At 60.6% G+C, this 16678-nt stretch carries 18 protein-coding genes and 2 pseudogenes; 8 read left to right on the forward strand and 12 right to left on the reverse strand.

Annotation, left to right across the window (positions count from 1 at the left end):
• On the reverse strand, nucleotides 1-1380 hold a 1380-nt coding region (locus tag ACR3FF_RS02705), incomplete at its 3' end, for a transposase (protein ID WP_458185823.1).
• A gap of 132 nt (nucleotides 1381-1512) precedes the next feature.
• A complete protein-coding gene (locus tag ACR3FF_RS02710; RefSeq protein WP_458185825.1) occupies nucleotides 1513-1872 on the reverse strand; it encodes a MarR family transcriptional regulator in 360 nt (119 codons plus the stop codon).
• A gap of 283 nt (nucleotides 1873-2155) precedes the next feature.
• On the opposite strand from ACR3FF_RS02710, the pseudogene ACR3FF_RS02715 reads away from it, so the two are divergent.
• The 3 genes and pseudogenes from ACR3FF_RS02715 to ACR3FF_RS02725 all read left to right on the forward strand — a co-directional run.
• Nucleotides 2156-2530 (forward strand): annotated as a pseudogene (locus tag ACR3FF_RS02715) (transposase); the annotation flags it as partial.
• A 53-nt stretch (nucleotides 2531-2583) separates the two neighbouring features.
• Nucleotides 2584-2727: pseudogene (locus ACR3FF_RS02720) on the forward strand (MBL fold metallo-hydrolase); the annotation flags it as partial.
• A 197-nt stretch (nucleotides 2728-2924) separates the two neighbouring features.
• Complete coding sequence (locus ACR3FF_RS02725) at nucleotides 2925-4193, forward strand: aminoacyl--tRNA ligase-related protein (protein ID WP_458185827.1); 1269 nt, start codon at nucleotides 2925-2927, stop codon at nucleotides 4191-4193.
• Between the two features lie 54 nt (nucleotides 4194-4247).
• Here the strand turns inward: ACR3FF_RS02725 and ACR3FF_RS02730 are convergent, their stop codons facing one another.
• The 5 genes from ACR3FF_RS02730 to ACR3FF_RS02750 form a co-directional block, all read right to left on the reverse strand.
• On the reverse strand, nucleotides 4248-4874 hold the full coding sequence (locus ACR3FF_RS02730) for a VOC family protein (RefSeq protein ID WP_458185829.1): 627 nt from the start codon (nucleotides 4872-4874) through the stop codon (nucleotides 4248-4250).
• Between the two features lie 102 nt (nucleotides 4875-4976).
• Entirely contained in the window at nucleotides 4977-5786 is an 810-nt protein-coding gene (locus ACR3FF_RS02735; protein ID WP_458185831.1) for a DUF7983 family protein, read from the reverse strand.
• A 10-nt stretch (nucleotides 5787-5796) separates the two neighbouring features.
• A complete protein-coding gene (locus ACR3FF_RS02740; RefSeq protein ID WP_458185833.1) occupies nucleotides 5797-6276 on the reverse strand; it encodes a DUF8215 family protein in 480 nt (159 codons plus the stop codon).
• A gap of 103 nt (nucleotides 6277-6379) precedes the next feature.
• A complete protein-coding gene (locus ACR3FF_RS02745; RefSeq protein WP_458185835.1) occupies nucleotides 6380-6694 on the reverse strand; it encodes an ASCH domain-containing protein in 315 nt (104 codons plus the stop codon).
• A 67-nt stretch (nucleotides 6695-6761) separates the two neighbouring features.
• Complete coding sequence (locus tag ACR3FF_RS02750; protein WP_458185836.1) at nucleotides 6762-7142, reverse strand: DUF5518 domain-containing protein; 381 nt, start codon at nucleotides 7140-7142, stop codon at nucleotides 6762-6764.
• 99 nt (nucleotides 7143-7241) lie between these two features.
• Between ACR3FF_RS02750 and ACR3FF_RS02755 the strand changes: the two genes are divergently transcribed.
• Nucleotides 7242-8201, forward strand: a complete 960-nt coding sequence (locus ACR3FF_RS02755; RefSeq protein ID WP_458185838.1) for an NOG1 family protein — start codon at nucleotides 7242-7244, stop codon at nucleotides 8199-8201.
• Here ACR3FF_RS02755 and ACR3FF_RS02760 read toward each other — a convergent pair.
• The 3 genes from ACR3FF_RS02760 to ACR3FF_RS02770 form a co-directional block, all read right to left on the reverse strand.
• Entirely contained in the window at nucleotides 8198-9466 is a 1269-nt protein-coding gene (locus ACR3FF_RS02760) for a DUF389 domain-containing protein (RefSeq protein ID WP_458185840.1), read from the reverse strand. The genes ACR3FF_RS02755 and ACR3FF_RS02760 overlap by 4 nt on opposite strands.
• A gap of 69 nt (nucleotides 9467-9535) precedes the next feature.
• Nucleotides 9536-10252 carry an SIMPL domain-containing protein gene (locus ACR3FF_RS02765; RefSeq protein ID WP_458185842.1) on the reverse strand — a complete coding sequence of 239 codons (717 nt, stop codon included), beginning with the start codon at nucleotides 10250-10252 and terminating at the stop codon, nucleotides 9536-9538.
• 34 nt (nucleotides 10253-10286) lie between these two features.
• Nucleotides 10287-11615, reverse strand: a complete 1329-nt coding sequence (locus ACR3FF_RS02770) for a TIGR00341 family protein (RefSeq protein ID WP_458185844.1) — start codon at nucleotides 11613-11615, stop codon at nucleotides 10287-10289.
• 105 nt (nucleotides 11616-11720) lie between these two features.
• Between ACR3FF_RS02770 and engB the strand changes: the two genes are divergently transcribed.
• Nucleotides 11721-12341, forward strand: a complete 621-nt coding sequence (engB, locus tag ACR3FF_RS02775) for a GTP-binding protein EngB (protein WP_458185846.1) — start codon at nucleotides 11721-11723, stop codon at nucleotides 12339-12341.
• A gap of 51 nt (nucleotides 12342-12392) precedes the next feature.
• Nucleotides 12393-13019 carry a methyltransferase domain-containing protein gene (locus tag ACR3FF_RS02780; RefSeq protein WP_458185847.1) on the forward strand — a complete coding sequence of 209 codons (627 nt, stop codon included), beginning with the start codon at nucleotides 12393-12395 and terminating at the stop codon, nucleotides 13017-13019.
• A gap of 52 nt (nucleotides 13020-13071) precedes the next feature.
• Here the strand turns inward: ACR3FF_RS02780 and ACR3FF_RS02785 are convergent, their stop codons facing one another.
• Nucleotides 13072-13533, reverse strand: a complete 462-nt coding sequence (locus ACR3FF_RS02785; protein ID WP_458185848.1) for an archaellin/type IV pilin N-terminal domain-containing protein — start codon at nucleotides 13531-13533, stop codon at nucleotides 13072-13074.
• Nucleotides 13534-13560: 27 nt separating this feature from the next.
• Nucleotides 13561-14814 carry a DUF7096 domain-containing protein gene (locus ACR3FF_RS02790; protein WP_458185850.1) on the reverse strand — a complete coding sequence of 418 codons (1254 nt, stop codon included), beginning with the start codon at nucleotides 14812-14814 and terminating at the stop codon, nucleotides 13561-13563.
• A 365-nt stretch (nucleotides 14815-15179) separates the two neighbouring features.
• Here ACR3FF_RS02790 and ACR3FF_RS02795 point away from each other — a divergent pair, with 365 nt between their 5' ends.
• Entirely contained in the window at nucleotides 15180-15488 is a 309-nt protein-coding gene (locus tag ACR3FF_RS02795; RefSeq protein ID WP_458185852.1) for a hypothetical protein, read from the forward strand.
• A gap of 54 nt (nucleotides 15489-15542) precedes the next feature.
• Nucleotides 15543-16637, forward strand: a complete 1095-nt coding sequence (locus ACR3FF_RS02800; protein ID WP_458185854.1) for a helix-turn-helix transcriptional regulator — start codon at nucleotides 15543-15545, stop codon at nucleotides 16635-16637.
• Nucleotides 16638-16678: the final 41 nt, after the last annotated feature.

Genomic DNA, 16678 nt, shown 5'->3' on the forward strand with positions numbered 1-16678 from the left:
TCGCTGCTCGAATGGTTCGTGTCCGGTAGGACACGTAACCATTCTGTGCTTGTCCCACTCTGCGTCTGCGAGTGACAACGTCTCTTCAGGAGGCGGCTGCCCAGTCAGCCCTGTAAAGTGCTGCGTGATCCCCTGATCACCGCAGCACGACTCCACTTCCTTGTGCGTATAGCCACCGTCCACCAGAAGATCAGTCAATCCTGTCTCGGCTGGTAACTCTGCCACATCCACCGCCAGAAGGTCGCCGTCGTCCGTGTTGTTGGTATCTACCCGAATCGTCGTAATGAGACGGAACGGATTGTCGCCGTCACAAGTTTCGGCGACATTCGCTTTGTATCCATAGTGGGACTCATTGCCCTTCCGGCGGTATGTCGCATCTACGTCGTGTGGATTTTGCATCGAGTCGCTACTGATCTCGTCGGGCTCTTTCAGCCCGACGCGATCCCGATCCGGGTCAGTCTCACCACTAACCTGGTCTGTTTCGTCCTCGGAGGACGTGAAGTTCCTGATTGGTTCCCATCCCGGTGACGGCGGGTCACCGGGATGGTCATCATCGTCGTCATCCTCCTCATGATCCACCTCGTCGTCTTCCAGTTCGTCAATGCGATAGCATTGCTCGTCAAGAACCTGCTGGAGATGAGCAAAACTCACACACTCAGTAGATTTCTTGTCATCGGCGAACCGCTCAACGAGCCAGGCAGCATGTTCGGCGAGCGTTTCCATCGTCGAGTCAACTGCTCCCGGTTCCAGTTCGTACGAGAGCTCAAGATTTTCCGTCTCGGCGAACTCGTCCATTCCCGCTGGGAGTTCCTGGACGATCTCATCGGGGAGATCGTCCAGGAAGTTGTGCACGACTTTGGCGATGAGATCGATCCGGGAGAGTTGCTTGATGTTGGCCTCAATGAACGTCGAGTCCATTCGCTGGGTACTGGCGTCGATCTCGAACTCGTCCTGGAGGTAGGTGCGGTGGTCTTCGAAGACCTCGTGCAACAGGTCTCGACCTGTTGCTTCCTCGAATTCAAGCAGCCGGCGGCGAAAGTTGGTGAACGTTTTCGCGCAGATGTTGTCGCCGAGCGTCTCTTTGCCTAGCGCGTTCCGGATGCGAAAATCGAACAGATAGGCGTGTTCGAGCTGTTCATCAGAGAGTCCGAGCAGGTGTTTGATGATCTCCAGCGAGACCAACTCGTTGACCGGTTTGTTCGGGCGGCTATACCCACCGTGGTATAGCCGCCCGAACGTTCTCTCATCAATCTGGGTGAAAACGTGTTCGTAAAAATGGGTAGACCAGTGATTCCGTAATTTCTTCTTTGGTCCGGCAGGAAGGTCTTTGACGGGAGAAAAGAGTGCTTCCTGTCGGTGCTCGTAATTTTCTCTAAACATATTTTTATCCAGTATAGCAACTAATAGGGTTGAAGCAATGTATAGCTATTGTAAATAATTTTAATAAGCTACTCAATGCTCACTTGTGGCCTATGAGTCGTCAAATCGTGCCCCTTTTTACTGCGCCCTCAGTCACTGTACTTCTTCCATCTCGTCGGTTTGGAGGTCCTCGAGACGCTCCTCACCGTACTGCTCGTCTGCCGTCTTATGATGGCGGTGGAGCCGGTAGGCCGACTGGAGCCGTTCCTTGTTGTCCGTGATCGCCCAGTACGGGCGCTTATGCCGAACGAGCTCGCGTTCTTTCAATCGTGAGAGGATCGCACTGACAGCGTCCGTCTCCAGCCCGAGTCGCTCGGCAATCGTCGCCGCCTTCCACGCCCGGTCGTCATTCTTGTCGAGGAACAGTACGATTCGCTCGGTGTCATTCCGTTCCTCGAATTCGTCGGCGTCAGCGTTTTCGAACTCGTCGATATCGATAGTACCGCTCGACATAGACTAGTGTTGGGACTGTTGGAACATAGTTGTTTGGCATGTTTGTTACTGTGGACGGGGCATTTCCGTGCCCAGAAATGCGGGAGGGGGTTACGAATAATATTAAACGACTGTATTACGTCTTCTTGCGGCCGAAAACACCGAATGTGGGAAACAGCGAAACTTGGTGTCCGGTCAAGAACATCGAAAATAGGCTCTCGTAGCGTGTAGTTAGATGTGCATACAATCGTCAAACTGCAACCGACTCAAGTGGACAAGCGAAATAGGCGGGCCAGTCATGACCTACTGGGCGTTCAAGAAACTCACCGAGCGACTGGCCTGTACCGCTGAGGAATACGGCATCTCGGTTGAGGTCCGGTCAGAAGCATGGACCAGTCAGGAGTGCCCGCAGTGCGGTGGCACAGACCGAACAACATGTCATCAGGATATACTCACCTGTCCGTGTGGGTTCGAGGGCCACGCCGACCTTACGGCGTCAGAAACGTTCCTGAAGCGGCACGTAGAACAGGCAGTCAGGCCGATGGCACGGCCCGTGCGGTTCGAGTGGGACGACCACGATTGGTCAGGGATACCACACCCTCACGAAAGTCCCAAAAAACAGCGCACAGACCCAAGTACCGTCCACCGTGTCGGGAATGTTGTTTCCGGGGACTCTTAGACCGGCTGAGACTCCTACGGAGGAAACCGCCCCCTACAGGGCGCGGAGGATGTCATATCTCGGAGATTCGGGCGATTCTGACGAACAAGATCACGATGACCGGCTATCAGGTCGACGGGACGCCCGATCGTAAACTGCTTGACTCCGGCCGAGCGGAAATCGACGGTCGAGTGGTGCCCGTCAGCGCCTGGGTCGAATCTGTCGGCACTTATTTATTACGTGCTCTGAAACTCTAGTTCGTAATGCGTCGCAACTATTCGAGAGACGATTTCAACCGCGAGTCCAGCGCGGCTCGCGGCTGGGTTCCGCGATAGCTGTACCGACACAGATTCTGACTGGTTTTGTCGCCGCGCGATTCACGAACGAGAGCACGTCATAGCGATTGTTGGAGGTGATGGGCGTGCGTCGAACTGAGGCGTTCCTCTTCACCAGCCGCGAATCACGCAGCCGAGCCAGGGAGTCGGTTCGACTGGCCCTCCGTGCCGGTCTCGTCCGGCAGTTCGGCAGCGGCCTCTACGGCTTCACGCCCACTGGCGAGCGGATTCGCCGGAACGTCATCCGTCGCATCGAAGCCGAGATGGAGGCCATCGGAGGGCAGGCGGTGAGCTTCCCCCAACTCCAGTACCGACACCGCTGGGAACAGAGCGGTCGCTGGGCGAACTTCGAAGGTGAGATGTTCACGTTCGAGAACCGCGACGGACAGGAGATGTGTCTCGCACCCTCGCACGAAGAGGGTATCGTCCATCTAGCTGACGGCTACGTCCGCTCGTACGACGACCTGCCCCTCCTGTTCTATCAGGTCGGGACGAAACACCGTGACGACCACGCCCGGAACGGCTTGCTCCGGACGAAGGAGTTCACGATGAAGGACGCCTATAGCCTCCACGCCACCGCCGAATCGCTCGAAGCGTGGTATCGGCGCGTCCGTGACGCGTACGAGCGAATCTTCGACGCGCTCGGCGTCGAGTTCGTCATCGCCGATGCCGAGAACAGCGTCATGGGCGGTTCTGCCTCGGAGGAGTTCGTCGCCCCCGTCGAGGAGGGTTCTTGCGAACTCGTCGCGTGCGCAGGCGACCGCTGTCGATTCGCCGTAACCGACGAACACGCTGAATTCGAGCAGTACGCCGACAGAGGCGACTGCCCCCGGTGTGACGGCTCGCTCACGGCGAGCGAGGGCATCGAGATCGGCCACGTGTTCAAATTGGGGACGCGCTACTCCGACGCGATGGAGTTGACCATTGACGCGGGCGACAAGTCGTCCTATCCCGTCGAGATGGGAAGCTACGGAATCGGGGTGACGCGCCTCATCCAGACGCTCATCGAACAGCATGCCGACTCGAACGGCTGTCGGTGGCCCGTGACCGACGCCGGAAGCGTCGCTCCCTACGAGGCCGCCATCCTCCCCCTCCAGCACGAGGGCGAGGTCTGGGAAGTCGCAAATCGCCTGCACGAAAAGGTCGAAGAGGCGCTCCTCTTCGACGACGAGGAACAGAGTATCGGCGAGTGCTTCGCCGAGAGCGACCTGCTCGGTATCCCCGTGAAGATAATCCTCGGGAACCACTTCCGCGAAACCGGCCAGGTCGAAATCGAGACACGGGATGGGGAGACTCGGTATCTCGAACCCGAGGCAGTCTCGGAGGCGGTCGATTCCAGTTCGTCGTAGATTCGATGGTGGTAGATCGTACTCGTCGGAACTGCGAACCGAGACCGGCGGTCGTCAGTTCAACCCGCCAGCACCGGTCGGGGCGTCGGGGAGGTCGACGGGTTCGACCGGTATACCGAGTTCTTCGAGCGCGGCTTCCAGGTGTTCTTCTCTGGCGTAGTCGGCACCGTCTTCCTCGCGCTTTCGCTGGGCGAGTGCGAGGACCTCGGCGCGCCTGTCGTCGGGGATGTCGAACTTGTCGGTCGTCAGTTCGATGACGAGTCCGTTGTGGTCGCTGGTGTACAGCGAGTAGAAGATGCTGCGGTCGAACTCGTTGTACCCGTGGCCGTGTTCTTCGAGCCCTTCTCTGACCTCGGCGACGCGTTCCGGGTCGAATCGGAACGCGAGGTGGTGAACCCCGCCGACTCCGGTTCGTTGCGGGGCGGGATTCGACTCGCGTCCCTCTTCGACGAAGAACGTGACGATGCGACCGTCACCCGAGTCGAAAAACAGGTGGGTGACGTTCGGCGCATCGAGGTTCGGCTGACGCAAGACGAGCGGCATGCCGAGCACGTCCCGGTAGAATTCGATAGTGTCCTCCTCGTTGCTCCCGACGAGCGTGACGTGGTCGGTACCGGTGACGTGGAACGCGCTGTCGGGACGTTCGGCCGTAATCGGGGCGTCGGTGGTGTCGTCGGACATGATTTCGCTGTCTCACGATTCGTCGCGGTCGAAGTTATACTCTCGCGGACAGCGGCGACACCACGTGGCATCGATGTCAGTGCGAATCGGGAGCGGTCGGCCTCACAGGTCTTCGACCAGCGCCCGTATCTCGCGGTCGAGTCGTTCGAAGGCGTCTCGACGCTGGTCGTCGGCGTCTTCGCTCGATTTCTTGACGTACGTTCGCTCCTCTATGTCGAAGACGCTCGCTTCGTCGAGCCCGCGCTCTTCGGCGAACTGCCGGAGTTTCTTGGTGTCGAAACTCGTCGCCTCGCGGGGGTCGATGCCGGCACGCTCCAGTTCGGCGCGGACGACTCTCTCGTCTTTCAGATTCCGTCGTTGGGCGGTGTAGCGACGCACCGACCCGAAGTCAGCGGCGACCTCGCGGTCGTCTTGTAAGCTGTCGGCCAGAACGTCTCGGACCTGCTTGCGAGCGTCGTCTGCTCCGCGAGAGACGGTAGACAGCAACGTGTAGAGGTTCACCAGGCGAAACGTATCCAGGTCTTCCAGCGTGGCGGCGTCGTACCGGTGGACGAGGTCGAACAACAAAAGCGCATCTCGAGCGAAATCGAGGTCCAGTTCGACCGGTTCGTCGGCGTCGAACTCGTTGCTGGGGGGTGACGACGTGGTCGACGAAGAGCGAGATGGGGAATCGGACGACGGCGTCGCATCGAGCGCAGTCGACTGCGTGGCCGACGTGGACGAGTGCGCCTCGTCTCGTTGACGTCGTTTCTCCTGCATCACGAAGTCGCGAGCACCGTCGAAGACGAGATTGTCCCAGGCGTGGCGCTCGTCGTCCGTTCCGCTGACGTGTGCGGCGACTGCGCGGATGGAATCCTCGTAGTTACAGCCAGCAGCGGGGCACGTCGTCGGGTCGTAATCTGTGTCTCGCATGTGTCGGCTTCTACGTCAGCACACTGTCCGCCGCGTACGCGAGACGGGAAGTGACCGCTGGGACGAGTCGGGGCAACGCCATTGCCGCACCGACCGAGAGCACGACCGCAACGCCGGCGGTCACGACTGGCGAACGAAACGCAAGGTCTGCCCGTACTCCGGCGCGGGTGACCAGCAACACGACCGCGTTGTAGTATCCGAGTCGGACGACGAACGAGAGGGGTGACATGGACGGCCACGCGGCCCCGAATCTCTCGCCGCGAAGCGTACCGATAGCGAGCGTGAGCGTCGCCCAGACGAACAGCGCGGCGTATTTTACCGCCGCGTTCGGGTCGGCGTCCATCAGCGCGGTGAACGCAGGGAGGGAGAGAAACGTCACCTCACCGAGGGCGAAAAACACGTTCTCGATCCACCTCTCGATACCCTGTTTCCCATCACGGGGTCGAAGCTGCCGCTCTTCTACTGTGTACTCGGTGCCGCGACTCGTCATGGCGAAAAGTTTCGGTAGCTTTGCATATAAACGTGGGGTGAAGGGGATGGAGGCGCCCGACCACTCCACCGGTGGGAACCCGTCCGTCGAACGACCTCCTCGACTACTTCACTCGCTCGAACCGGTGGCGATACACCGTCGCGTCGTCGTCCCACTCGAAGTTTTCGTGGGCCTGATTCAGGCGTTCTCTGTACTCCTCTAGATTCTCTGACCCCTCGGCTCTCGCGTCCTCGTCGGTCAAATCGCCTAGCTTTCGCTCGGTGACTTCGACCACTTCGAACGTCTCGCCGTCGATGTCGAAGGTGTCGCCTTCCTCGGCGTACTGGTCGCCGCGGTGCAACTGGGAGACGCGGCCCGACGCAACCGCCTGTTGGATGTGCTCTGCGGGAAGTACCGTGCTGGCGTCGATGTGAGCCATAGCGACGGTTCGACCTGCGCCCAGAAAACGACTGCCCTTTCGACACTGCGGTCTCTGACTGTCCCGACTACGACTGCCGCTTTTCGCCGTTCAAAATCCCGCCGAGTGCACCGCCGAGGGCGCTGTCGAGCGCCAACAGGAAGGCGACGAAGACGGCCGCCAGGAACACACCGGCCCCGCCGAACAGCGACCCGACTGGACCGCCTGCCAGGCCGCCGACGATGGTTCCGGCGAATCCGAGGAACAACGCGACGACCAGTCCGCCGAGCGACCCGGCGAGCAATCCATGCCAGAAGCCTCGGCCGAGTCCACCGCCCGCGACGTATCCCGCTGCGAATCCACCGATGAGTCCAGCCCCGACGTGGCCGATTCCGGGGACAGCGAAGGCAACGATTCCCGCGAGTACCGAGACGACGAACCCGATGAAGACTGCGTACCAGTCGGTCATGCCACGAAGGTAGGTGACCGACGAGCAAAAGCGTCCCGCCGAGACGGGTCGAACGGCGCTATGGACGCCCTTTTAAGGGGGGAGGCCATACGAGTGACCATGATTTTCGAGACCCTGCCGACGACGCCCACGTCGGAGGAACTCATCGACAAGGCGTTTTCGCGGGCGGCACGGGCGGGCCGGGCCAAAAGCGGTATCCAGGCCCAACAGTCCATGCTCCAGACCGCCTCGAACGTCCTCTCGGACAACCTCCAGAACGTCGTCACGTCCTGGCCCGATTTCAACGAGGTAGACCCCTTCTACTACGAACTCGCGGACGCCGTCGTGGAGGTAGACGAAGTGCGAAAGAGCCTCTCCGAGATTCAGTGGGCCTCCAGGAAGACGAAAGAGATCGGTCGCGAGTATCAGGGAAAACTCGGTGGCGACATCGACTACGCCCGCAAAGTACGCAAACAGGGGTTCGCCCGTCTCGCAGACGTCGTCGAGGAGGTCGAAGCCGACCTCGACCGAGTCGGCGAGGCGCGAAACGACCTTCGTGTCCTTCCCGACATCTCCCCCGACGACCCGACGGTCGTCGTCGCAGGCTACCCCAACGTCGGCAAGTCGTCGTTCGTCAACAGCGTGACCCACGCACGCAACGAGATTGCCGAGTACCCCTTCACGACTAAGGGCGTTCGGGTCGGCCACTTCGAGCGCGCCCACATTCGCTACCAGATCGTGGACACGCCTGGCCTGCTCGACCGTCCCGCCGACGAGCGAAACGCCATCGAATCGCAGGCGGTCTCGGCTCTCACTCACCTCGCCGACTGCATCCTGTTCATCGTGGATGCGAGCGCCTACTGTGGCTACCCGCTCGACGCCCAACTCGAACTCAGAGACTCCGTCGAGGAGCAGTTCGGCGACGTGCCCGTCCTCACCGTCTGTAACAAGGCGGACCTCTCGACCGACGTCGAGGCAGACCTGTTCATGAGCATCGAGGACGACGACAACGTCACGGAGACGCTCGACGCCGCCGTCGACGCCATCGGCTACGAACCCGAACTGCCGTTCGACGGCTAGCCGGAACCCGGTTCGGCGACCTGATAGTCCACGTAGCGGACGCGAATTTCGGGCGTTCTCCCCGTTCGGTCTCGGATGCGTCGCTGAATGGTCCGGGCGAGGTTCGGATACGACCGGTTCGACGTTCGACTCACCGTCACTGTGATGGTTCGAGACCCCCCGACAGCGGAGTACTCGGGTCGAACCGACACAGCGTCGAGTCTGTCGTAGGTCGGACGCGAGAGTACGTCTTCGACCGCGCTCGTCGTCGCCCGTTCGAACGACAGTTGGTGGTACGTCCCGACGAGAACGACTCCGACGACGACGGTCAAAACGAGCACTGCGCCGATACGGACGGCACTCGAAAAGAGAGACGAATCGCTTCCCTCCGACCGGTAACCGAGATACCAGAGCGTGACGATGACGGCGGCGTTGATGGCGACGATAGTCACCGCCAGCAGTACCGCCGCCCCGAGTGCCACGATGAACGTCCCCCAGACGAGGGCGATACCAGTCGTCGCCGCTGCTGGCAGAAGCGCCGCGGCGATCATCACGCCCACGAGTGCCGTCGGCCCTTCCGTCGTGAGCGCGAACGCGGCAGCCGACCCTGCCGTGAGGCCGATGATGACCGTGACGAGCGTCGGCGCGATCCGAACGTTTACCAGTTCCAGCGTGGAGACTTCGAGTTCGGCGGGTGCAAATCCGGTCGTTCGGAGAACGAGTCCGAAGAGTGCCGCGGCTACCACCGCCACGACGATACCTCCTACCTGAAATCCAACGCTGTCGGCGGTCATCTTCCAGTCGCCCGTGACCGTGCCGACGCCGGTCGTGAGAATCGGACCGACGAGCGGGGCGATGACCATCGACCCGACCACCACCGCGGGTGAGTCGGCGAGCAATCCTCCAGCAGCGATGACGGCCGACAGGACGATCAACCAGACGTACGAGTACGGGTCTCGTGACATATCCCGCGACTTCGACCGGAGTTCTGTGGTCGCCAACGGTGAGAAATCGCTCGCGTATCGGTCCTCTAACAGTCCCATCGTGGCCGTCTCTGCCGTCGCCGCCGTGCCGACGACGACGTACGACTCCTCGTCCAGACCGGCCTCGCGGAGTGTCCCGAGTACGTCGCTGACGGCGTCGGTCGGCAGCGGAAATTCGACCAGCATCCCTCCATCGGCGATGCCCGAGGCAGTGACGACGACATAATCGACATCCTGTTCGTCGAGCACCCCGAGAATGGCCTCCCGTCGACCCTCCGGAACGAAGACGTGTATTAGACGCACGGGAGCACAACCACACACCGTGACAAAAGCGTTCAGGCCGTTGTCTCGGTCTCGCTTCGTGTCTCGCCCCTATCGAGCCTCGTACGTTACCACCACCCGAACCGCGACCGTCACCGGGCCGGATTCTACCTCCGTCTTCCCGCCAGCGTCGGCCACCGTGGTCGCGCGGGCTTCGACCGGAACGAACGACGACTCTTCGGTCGAGACGTTTCTAATGCCCATGACAGTCACGTTCTCCGCACCCGCGATGGTCTCCGCATCGGTACGCGCGCTCTGCATCGCTCGCTGGAGCGCCTGTGCTCGGAGTTCGTCGCGCCGTGCCTCCGAGAGCGTGAGCGCCACTCCATCGACCTCGTTCGCGCCGTTTTTCACTGCCGTATCGAGGACCTCTCCCACGCGAGACGTATCGTTCAGCGTGATTTCGAACGCGTGAACTCCTCGAAAGTCGGCGGGAACGCCCGTTTCGTCGCGGTCCTCGCCGATGTCGAACGCGACGGTTCGAATCTGGTCGTCGGTCACGTCGGCCTGTCGGAGCGCCGCCCGCATCTGCGAGACGTTCTGGGCGAGTCGCGTGCGAACGGTCTCCGCGTCGTCGGCCGACTGGACGACTGCGACTCGAAGAATCGCCCGATTCGGCTCCGATTGTGCTTCACCGACCGCCGAGACGCGAATCGTCGCGCTCGCTCTGTCCGTTTCGTTCTCCTGTATCACGCCACCGGCAGTTCCCCACCCCGCTGAAGCGAGCAGGACGGAAACCCCCAGCGCCGTGATGAGTGCGCGTCGCATAGCGAGGGGAGTACACTTCCAGCTGACAAATAATTCAGCCCGAAACTTCGTCGAGTTCCATGTATCGAATCTGGACGGACACCGACCGGCCGGTACGACGTTCGATTCGGTCGCGTATCGTGTCTGCTAATTCAGGGTACGGTTGCTGGCGTGGCCGCCCGACGGTCACGACGACCCTGTCGGGTTCTCGGAAGGGAAGATACTGGGCGTACCTGTCAGTCCCCAACGGAACCCCTTGGCGATAGTGAATCGACATGTCGAGCTTCTTTACGTTCTGGTACTCGGATTCGGAGAGCACTCGACCAACCGTCTCGTCTGCCTGTCGTTCGAACTGCGCGCTCTGATACGTCGTGTACGTGACGCTGCCCAGGAAGAGCGACACCAGGGCAATACCGAGGAGGAGGACCCCGATTCGACGGATGGTTTCCTCTCGAGACCGTTCCGTATCGAACCAACTCTTCGGCTGATAGCCCATGTAGTGGAGCGTCAGGATAGCAGCGAGATTGATAGAGAGGACGTTCACGAGGACGAGCACGCCTGCACCGATGGCTATCATCGGCTCTCCCCACGCGATACCGATTCCGACCGCCGCGGCGGGCGGGATGAGCGCCGCCGCTATCATCACACCGACGAGCGCGACAGACACACCTGCCGCGAGGCTGATGACGCCCGCTGCCCCGGCACCCAGGGCGACGATGAGCGAGAGGAAATCCGGCGTCAGTCGCCCACTTATCTGAGAGATGGTCAGCACGTCCGTGTTCGGCGGGAAGAGGTAGAGATTTCGAACCAGAAGGGCGAACACTGTCGCGCTGAGGATGGAGACGAGACCGCCGAGTGCCTGCAGTTTTACCCCTCGGCGAAACAGGCCCTGGTCGTTCAAGACGGTGCCGACACCCGCCGCGAGCGCCGGACCGACCAGCGGCGCGATGACCATCGACCCGACGACGACGGCGGGCGAGTCGAGTAAGAGTCCCGCCGTCGCGACGACCGCGCTCACGACGGTCATGAAGATGAACGTCCGGAATTGGGGCGTCAGTTCACGCGCTTGAGTGAGAACCTCGTCGCGAGCGATTCGGTTGCCCCCGTTCTCGGCGTCGTACCGTTTCGCCAGTCGCTGGAACTCGCGAGACGTGTCGGTTTCAGCGTCGATGATGACCGTGTGCGCGTCGTCGCTCAACCCCGCGTCGTAGAGTTTGTCGATGACCGGTTGCACCGCGCTCTGTGGAAGAGGGAACGTCGCAAGCGCGGTGTACTTCCGCCCCCCCGTTTCGTCAGTGAGAAAGTAGTCGATGCCCTCGGATTCGAGCGTCTCCACGACTGTCTCGCGCTCGCCCGTCGGGATAGAAACCTGTACGAGTCGCACAGATTACGATGGGGTTCGGCTACTGATATAATCGACGGGTCGAACGCGAACTGAAAGCTCGAACGAAAGCACGTCGGTTAAGCGTCGGCGGTGGAAAGGGTGCGTATGTTCGAAGACCGCCCCAACCGGAGCGCAGAAATCGTGTTCGTCGGGCGTTCTAACGTTGGAAAGTCCACGCTGATGCGCGAACTGACGGGCCACCGCTTCGAAACGGGCGGGAAACCCGGCGTCACGCGCCGACCGAACCACTTCGACTGGTCGAGCGAGGACTTCGTACTCACCGACCTTCCGGGGTTCGGGTTCATGTCCGGCGTGCCCGAAGCGCACAGAGAGCAGATAAAAACCGACATCGTGCAGTACATAGAAGAGTACGCGGAGAACATCCTCGTCGGCGTTCTCGTCGTGGACGGCAAGAGCGTCGTGGACATCATCGACCGCCACTCCGGCGAGGACGAGGTTCCACACGACGTGGAGATGTTCTACTTCCTCCGTGACGTGGGCATCCCAGTCGTCGTCGCCGTGAACAAGATGGACAAGGTCGACGACGAAGACGAGCGACTGGACGACCTCTGTGACCGCCTCGGCCTGCACCCGCCGTGGAAACAGTGGCAGGACACCATCGCCCCTATCAGTGCAAAGCGGGGGAACATCGACGCGTTGAACGAGGCCGTAAAGACCCACTTACACGACCAAAAGCGCGACGACCTGCTCAAATTCTTCTCGTAGGTCGGGGCGAAAGGGGGGGATTCATGACAACCCAGTTCTAAGCGCCGGACGATGGGTATCCTCGAGGACAAACGCCGAGCACGAATCTTCTACAAGTATCTCTCCAAGGTGTACGATACGGTCAATCCGTTCATCTGGAACGAGGAGATGCGCACCGAGGCGCTGTCGATGCTCGACATCGATACGGACGACAGAGTGCTCGACGTGGGGTGCGGTACCGGTTTCGGCACCGAGGGACTACTCGAACACAGCGACGACGTCCACGGGCTCGACCAGAGCGTCCACCAGCTAGAGAAAGCGTGGGCGAAACTCGGCAAGCACGACCCCGTCAGCTTCTATCGTGGAGACGCCGAACGCCTCCCGTTCAAAGACGACTCGTTCGACGTGGTCTGGTCGTCCGGGTCTATCGAGTACTGGCCCGACCCGGTTGCAACCCTCCGTGACATCCGCCGCGTGACGAAACCCGGCGGGCAGGTACTCGTTGTCGGCCCGAACTATCCCGGAACCGGCATCATGCAGCGACTCGCCGACGCCATCATGCTCTTTTACGACCGTGCCGAAGCGGACCGGATGTTCCGGGACGCGGGGTACGAAGACGTTCGGCATCGGGAAATGGGTCCGAGTTACGACCCCGATATCGCCATCACGACCGTCGCTCGCGTGCCCGAGAACGACTGAGGACGGACCGAAGACGCGACCGAACCACCCGCCGACCCGGTTTCGGCAGTCTCTAACTCGCAGTCATCGTCACCTCCGCGACCATTCTCCTACCCATGGATATTCGGACCACGACGTTATCACCCGGCTCGAACGACGGTTCGTTCCCGCCAGTTCCAGACTCGCAGTTTCGCCAGCGTCCCACGTCCCGTTTGCTGTGCTGTTGAACGCCCCGGTCGGCCCTGGCCGGAACCCCCTCGCCGAGAAGAAACGGAGCCGGTGGCTGGTGTTCGAGCGGGGTGTCGTTCACTCGAACGCGGACGACGAGCGAATCGACAGCCAACGACTCACTGGCACGATGAACGAACGTCAGGCGGTCGGCGTCTGCGTCCGCCGAGACGTCGACGGCGACCAGCTTCGGCTCTCGGAGTGACGCCGAATCGAGTGCGACCGTTTCGATGGTTCCAGCGAGGACGAGCGTGACGAGGACTAGTAGGACCGTTGTGACGACGGGTGAGAGGGCACGGTTCGGCACGGGGGCGAGTGGTCCCGTTTCGCTACTTTAACTTTCGGGAGTTCCGGAGGTCGCGTTCGTCTGCGCCGTCCCGTAGGGATCGAGCGTCACGTTGACCGTCTCCGATTCGTGGGTGGATGAGACGGTGAACCGTCGATGGGGAGCGACCGTCCACAAGACGCCATCGGGTCCAGTGTCGCCGACGGCGTCGCCACCGACCAGGACGTGACTTTTCACCGGGTTCCCGTCCGCGTCCGTAACGTTGATGCGAAGTGGGCCACCGGGATACGTGCGGTTGACGATAATCTCGAGGCTCGTCGTGTTGTTTCGGACGGGGTCTCCGTAGGGGACGTGATGCTTTCCGGTGAGGTCTTTGTACTGAATCTCGCGGAATATCTTCTTCGTGCCACTATCGAGGTACGCCTCGATGACCCCCTGTGGATGGACGAATCGTGAGACGAGCACGCCGGTCGAGATCAACTGATCGGTTCCCGCGTGGACTTCCCGATTGTCGAAGCTAGAGAGCAACGGGTACTGCATATACGTGTGGTTCTGTGCCTTCTGGAGCGTCATCTGTCCACTCTTGTCCGGGTTCCGATAATCCGCCCGGTACGCTTCTCGAACGAACTGTGAGTCACGGATGGCCGCGAGAACGACTCCCCGTTCCGTCGCCGACACGTACACCGACCGTGGTGTGATTTCGTTGCGATACGTGTCGCGGAGCATCTGTCGAACCGGACCGCTGATGGGGACGATATCGGCTTTGAGAGACTCTTTCTCGGGTGAGAATCGAGGCACGCTCTCTGCTTGCGTGTCCATGTACTCGATGGACTGCTCTATGTTCTCCGCTCTCGCGTCGAGGACGGCGAGCCGCGCAGCGTACGCACTTGTCGAGAGCTTTCCGTTACTGTACTGCCTGCTAATCGTTCGCTCTCTGTTCTTCAACGACGCGAGTTCAGACTTGAGTTCGAACTGATAGCGGATGAGAACCTGCTCTTTCTCTGCTCTACTCGCGGTGTTCGATAACTGCTCGTCGAGCGCGTACATCCGCTTTTGCTCTCGAACTTCGGTTCTGTCCATCTCCAGCGCAACGCCGAGATTGATCGACGGTTTGTGTGTCGCCGCTTGCGGCGTCTTTCCCGGACTCAGTTCCGAAGTCGTGTTGTTGACTCCCGGCGGCTTCGCCGGATTCTCCGCGTCCGTTGTCGGCGAAACAGACGTTTCCGCCCCCGCTTTGAACGCTGCGGTAGGCGAACAGAGGATGAGGAGGACTGCTAATACGACGGGAAGCACCCGACTCATACGGTTACTGTACGAACCTCTTCATTAAAATACGTGCGGGATTCGACAACCGTTGTTTGAACGGTGGCGAAAAAAGAACTCATGCAAACTACCTGTAGCAAAGAGAGAGAGAGAGAGAATCCCGGCCTTCCGGCCGGGCGTGAATCCGACCACTTTCAGTCCGAACCACGCGGTGAAGCCCGCTGGGGTCGTCTCTGCGGTAACTCACCGGCAAAAGTTGGCGGTTGGATTGATGTCCGCCCGTACGACGAAGGCTACCATACCGTTCCCGCAAGGGCGTCACGAGGCTGTGGAAACACAGTAATCAAAATGCGAACCTCGCCCATGTGAGCGTCACCGTCGTGGCAGAGAGGTGACGCTGGTCGATGGCACGACCTGTGCCCGGACGCAGAGAAATCGGCGTCCGGGGGTATCCCCCGACCCCTTCGTGGGGAATGGGGATGCACGGTGCAAGGAGATACCGCGTCCTTCGGGACGCCAACTACGCCAGATCCCTCACGGGACTCACGGACTGCGCACGAACCGAGACACCCCGTGCAAGTGGGTGGTGGATTTGCCTCCGTCGGACAAACCGGATTCCACGCACTAGTTTTGCGGGGTGCGATGGCCGGGGCGACCCCGAGCGCGGATGGGGAAATCTCGCCGTGAACGGCAAGGAGGATATCATTTACTGATGTTTTATCGCTCGGATGGAAAGTATTTTCTTACCCAATAAACCACACATGGGTATGCGGTTACACTCCGCCCTCCTCGTGGTCTCTCTTTCCCTCCTTCTCGTGGGAACCGTCGCTACCACAACCGCCGCACATCAGTCGCCGCCGACGAGCGTCGATGATACGGCTGTAAACCGGACGGCGGCAGCGAACGCGACGGAGGTGAACGGAACCACGATTCGTCTCGTTCCACAACCGAACGGCGACGCCCGGTGGAACGTCACGATGGAGTTCCCACTCCGTAACGAGAACGAAACTGCTGCGTTCGAAAACCTCGGACAGAGGTTCGAACGTGGGAACGCAGACGTGGCTTTTTCGGCGGAGTTGTTCCGTCGCATCTCCGCTCAGGTGGAGACCGAAACCGGCCGTGAGATGAAGATACGACAGGTAGACCGTTCGTACACTGTCGGTAACCGCGGGGGAACGCTCTCACTTTCGTTCGTCTGGATGAACTTTATGCGGGTCGAGGGGGACAAAATCATTCTCCGTGACGCTTTCTTGCTCGACGACGGCGAATCAACGTGGCTCCCGTCGCTCGCTGCCGACCAGCAACTCGTCGTCGAGGAGCCGACGCGGTACGAAATCCAGAGCTCTCCGAACTTCGGTCACCGGAACGGGACGATTCGTGTCGAGGGGCCGACGTCGTTGTACCCTGGCGAAATCGACGTGACCTACGTCGAAGACTCTGCCATCGAGCGGAAAAATCCGTTCGCTGGCGTCGAAGGTATCGCCCTCATCCTGCTCGTCCTCGGCACCGGTGGCGCGGGCCTGTACGTTCTGATACAACGCCAGGAGAACGAGTCGGTGGACGACTCCTCCTCGGAAGCCCCCTCCGTCACGTCGCCGGAACCGGATTCGGAGCATGAACCGGACGACGAACCCAACCTCGAACTCCTCTCCGACGAAGAACGAGTCGAACACTTGCTAGAGCAGAACGGTGGCCGGATGAAGCAGGCGAAAATCGTCACCGAGACGAACTGGTCGAACGCGAAAGTCTCCCAACGGCTCTCATCGATGGCCGACGAGGGACGCATCGACAAGCTTCGCATCGGGCGCGAGAACCTCATCAGCTTACCCGACGAGAACGCAACTGACTTCGAGAATAAGTAAATAATCAGAAAGGTACGGCAATTCCATTGTCGGCAGTTTCG

It is taken from the genome of Haladaptatus ordinarius (assembly GCF_054177595.1).

Bases quoted from the DNA above. Each gene is read 5' to 3' on its own strand.
- ACR3FF_RS02745 (WP_458185835.1), bottom strand. From the start codon at position 6,694: ATGGCTCACATCGACGCCAGCACGGTACTTCCCGCAGAGCACATCCAA.
- ACR3FF_RS02730 (WP_458185829.1), bottom strand. From the start codon at position 4,874: ATGTCCGACGACACCACCGACGCCCCGATTACGGCCGAACGTCCCGAC.
- engB (WP_458185846.1), top strand. From the start codon at position 11,721: ATGTTCGAAGACCGCCCCAACCGGAGCGCAGAAATCGTGTTCGTCGGG.
- ACR3FF_RS02735 (WP_458185831.1), bottom strand. From the start codon at position 5,786: ATGCGAGACACAGATTACGACCCGACGACGTGCCCCGCTGCTGGCTGT.
- ACR3FF_RS02765 (WP_458185842.1), bottom strand. From the start codon at position 10,252: ATGCGACGCGCACTCATCACGGCGCTGGGGGTTTCCGTCCTGCTCGCT.
- ACR3FF_RS02710 (WP_458185825.1), bottom strand. From the start codon at position 1,872: ATGTCGAGCGGTACTATCGATATCGACGAGTTCGAAAACGCTGACGCC.
- ACR3FF_RS02795 (WP_458185852.1), top strand. From the start codon at position 15,180: ATGGCACGACCTGTGCCCGGACGCAGAGAAATCGGCGTCCGGGGGTAT.
- ACR3FF_RS02740 (WP_458185833.1), bottom strand. From the start codon at position 6,276: ATGACGAGTCGCGGCACCGAGTACACAGTAGAAGAGCGGCAGCTTCGA.
- ACR3FF_RS02750 (WP_458185836.1), bottom strand. From the start codon at position 7,142: ATGACCGACTGGTACGCAGTCTTCATCGGGTTCGTCGTCTCGGTACTC.
- ACR3FF_RS02780 (WP_458185847.1), top strand. From the start codon at position 12,393: ATGGGTATCCTCGAGGACAAACGCCGAGCACGAATCTTCTACAAGTAT.
- ACR3FF_RS02800 (WP_458185854.1), top strand. From the start codon at position 15,543: ATGCGGTTACACTCCGCCCTCCTCGTGGTCTCTCTTTCCCTCCTTCTC.
- ACR3FF_RS02755 (WP_458185838.1), top strand. From the start codon at position 7,242: ATGATTTTCGAGACCCTGCCGACGACGCCCACGTCGGAGGAACTCATC.
- ACR3FF_RS02790 (WP_458185850.1), bottom strand. From the start codon at position 14,814: ATGAGTCGGGTGCTTCCCGTCGTATTAGCAGTCCTCCTCATCCTCTGT.
- ACR3FF_RS02725 (WP_458185827.1), top strand. From the start codon at position 2,925: ATGGGCGTGCGTCGAACTGAGGCGTTCCTCTTCACCAGCCGCGAATCA.